This is a genomic window from Streptomyces niveiscabiei (assembly GCF_001419795.1).
In the GTDB taxonomy this organism is placed as follows: domain Bacteria; phylum Actinomycetota; class Actinomycetes; order Streptomycetales; family Streptomycetaceae; genus Streptomyces; species Streptomyces niveiscabiei.
Genome location: NZ_LIRL01001073.1, coordinates 1 through 2,771, shown reverse-complemented (window position 1 = coordinate 2,771; position 2,771 = coordinate 1). Strand labels below are relative to the sequence as shown.

Sequence of the window (2,771 nt, the reverse complement as noted above, 5' to 3'; positions counted from 1 at the left end):
GGCGGCGGAGGGCGGGGAAGTGCGGGGGCTGTGCGGCGTTTCCAGCACCGTTTTCTGTGCTGTTTCCCTGGGTTGTCCCGTGCATGCGCTTACTGTGCGTCCATACGACGAACACATCACGTCACCCGGTGGCTCGTACGGCGGGGTTCACACCGATGGCCCCGGGTGCGACGCTGTGATCATGAGCCGCTCCGAAGGTCTTCTCGCCCGACTTAGCGACGGCCTCCCGGCCGAAGCGCTCCTCACCGACCCCGACGTCACCGCCTCCTACGCCAACGACATGGCCAGCTTCTGCCCGGCGGGCACCCCCGCGGTCGTCGTCCTGCCCCGGACCGTCGAACAGGTCCAGCACGTCATGCGGGTCGCCACCGAGCTGGGGGTACCCGTAGTACCCCAGGGGGCCAGAACCGGACTCTCCGGCGGGGCCAACGCCTCCGAGGGGTGCGTGGTCCTCTCCCTCGTGAAGATGGACCGCATCCTGGAGATCAACCCGGTCGACCGGATCGCGGTGGTCGAACCCGGTGTCATCAACGCGACACTCTCCCGCGCGGTCAACGAGCACGGCCTGTACTACCCCCCGGACCCCTCCAGCTGGGAGATGTGCACGATCGGCGGCAACATCGGCACGGCCTCCGGCGGGCTGTGCTGCGTGAAGTACGGGGTGACGGCGGAGTACGTCATCGGCCTCCACGTGGTCCTCGCGGACGGGCGGCTGCTGTCCACCGGGCGGCGTACCGCCAAGGGGGTAGCCGGGTACGACCTGACGCGGCTGTTCGTCGGGTCGGAGGGGTCGCTCGGGATCGTCGTCGGGGCGACCCTCGCGCTGAAGCCGCAGCCACCTCAGCAACTCGTCCTGGCCGCCGAGTTCTCCTCCGCGCGCGCCGCCTGCGACGCCGTCTGCGCGATCATGGCGGGCGGCCACCTGCCGTCCCTCCTCGAACTCATGGACCGGACGACCGTCAAGGCGGTCAACGACCTCGCGCACATGGGGCTGCCGGAGACCACCGAGGCGCTGCTGATGTGCGCCTTCGACACCGCCGACCCGGCCGCCGACCTCGCCGCCGTGGGCGCGCTCTGCGAGGCCGCCGGCGCCACGCAGGTCGTCCCCGCCGAGGACGCCGCCGAGTCCGAACTCCTTCTCCAGGCACGCCGGTTGGCCCTCAACGCGCTGGAGGCGGTCAAGGGCACCACGATGATCGACGACGTCTGCGTGCCCCGCTCCCGCCTCGCCGACCTGCTCGAAGGCGTCGAGCGGATCGCCGAGGAGCACAAGCTCACCATCGGCGTCTGCGCCCACGCAGGCGACGGCAACACCCACCCCACCGTCTGCTTCGACGCCACCGACCCCGACGAGTCCCGCCGGGCCCGCGAGTCCTTCGACGCGATCATGGCCCTCGGCCTCGAACTCGGCGGGACCATCACGGGAGAACACGGCGTCGGCGTCCTCAAGAAGGAGTGGCTGGCCCGCGAGCTGGGCCCCGTGGGACTGGAGATGCAGCGGAAGATCAAGGAGGTCTTCGACCCCCAGGGGCTCCTGAATCCGGGGAAGCTGTTCTGAGGGCGCCCTCCTGAGTTCCGTACGGGAAACCCCGTCCCCCTTCAGAGGGAGGCGAGGGAGTACGGCGTAGGTCGTAGTACTCCTCACTCGCCGTCCTTCGACTCGTCCGACGGCCACGGGTCGCGCAGCCACAGGTCGTCGGCCGGGGTGACGGCGAGCAGCTCGGCGAGGCCGTCGTCGAGGCCGAGCCGCTCGCCCTCAGAGCCCGGGGGCACCACCCGGAGGGTGCGCTCCAGCCAGGCGGAGACCTGCGCGGCGGGTGCTTCGAGGAGGGCGTCGCCGTCGGGGGAGCTGAGGGCCATCAGGACGACGCTGCGCCCGTCGACCTTCGTCGGCCAGACGCGGACGTCGCCGTGGCCGCAGGGCCGGAAGACGCCCTCGACGAGGAGTTCGCGGGCGAACGTCCAGTTGACCGGCACGCTGGAGTTGATGTGGAAGGTGACGTGGATCGCGAAGGGGTCGTCCGAGCGGTAGCTCAGCCGCGCCGGCACCGGGATGCTGCGCTCCGGCGACAGGATCAGCTTGAGTTCCAGCTCCCGCTCGACCACGGTGGGGTGCATGTCCGTACTCCTCTCTGGGCGGCCCGGAGTGGGCCCGCGCGAGGAGAGAGCGGCTCGGTGGCCGAGCATTACGCGGGTTCGGAGAAAAATTTTCGGAGCGGGTGAAAGAGGTGTGCGAGCCGGTCCGCAACGGGACCGGTACGGACGGACTGGTACTGGCCCGCGCGCGGGTCTGATAGATGTGCTTGCCCCCACCTCACCTCCGAGCAGATAGCGGGACGACGGACATGAGCGCCCCAACCCCGGCCCCCGGCGACGACAGGCCCCGCGAGGGCTACTACCCGGACCCGTCCATCCCCGGGTACGTCCGGTACTGGAACGGTGCCGCCTGGGTACCGGGCACCAGCCGGCCGGCCCCGTCGGACGGCCGCCCGCTCACGCCCCCGGCGGGCTCCGGCGGCCCGGTGCCCGCCGTCGAGGAGACCGGGCCCCACTTCTTCGACGAGGACCCCGAGCCCGCGTCCGCGTGGGCCGCCGACGCCGCCCGCCAGTCCGGCTTCGGCGGCGACCAGGACCGCCGCGTCTCCTGGGGCTCCCCGCAGCCCGCCGACCCCCGCGTGCCCCAGGACCCCAGGGTCCCCGGGCAGTCCTCAGGTACTAGTACGTCCGCCGAGCCACCCGCCGGTCATGAGTCCGGTTCCGCCGGCGACCAC

The 2,771-nt window shown here is 71.4% G+C and carries 3 protein-coding genes; 2 read left to right on the top strand and 1 reads right to left on the bottom strand.

Translation table 11 applies throughout. The annotated features are described in order from the left end of the window. The first annotated feature begins 181 nt into the window (after window positions 1–181). The gene (locus AOK24_RS39955; protein WP_107104162.1) at window positions 182–1,558 is read left to right on the top strand and encodes an FAD-binding oxidoreductase; all 1,377 of its coding nucleotides are present in this window, start codon (window positions 182–184) and stop codon (window positions 1,556–1,558) included. 83 nt (window positions 1,559–1,641) lie between these two features. On the opposite strand, the gene AOK24_RS39950 is transcribed toward AOK24_RS39955, so the two are convergent. Then, window positions 1,642–2,118, bottom strand: coding sequence for an SsgA family sporulation/cell division regulator (locus AOK24_RS39950; RefSeq protein ID WP_010356261.1), 477 nt, complete (start codon window positions 2,116–2,118; stop codon window positions 1,642–1,644). Between the two features lie 227 nt (window positions 2,119–2,345). Between AOK24_RS39950 and AOK24_RS39945 the strand changes: the two genes are divergently transcribed. Further along, window positions 2,346–2,771: DUF2510 domain-containing protein (locus AOK24_RS39945; protein ID WP_240554348.1), on the top strand; the 426-nt coding region annotated here is incomplete at its 3' end.

Bases quoted from the DNA above. Each gene is read 5' to 3' on its own strand.
- AOK24_RS39955 (WP_107104162.1), top strand. From the start codon at position 182: ATGAGCCGCTCCGAAGGTCTTCTCGCCCGACTTAGCGACGGCCTCCCG.
- AOK24_RS39950 (WP_010356261.1), bottom strand. From the start codon at position 2,118: ATGCACCCCACCGTGGTCGAGCGGGAGCTGGAACTCAAGCTGATCCTG.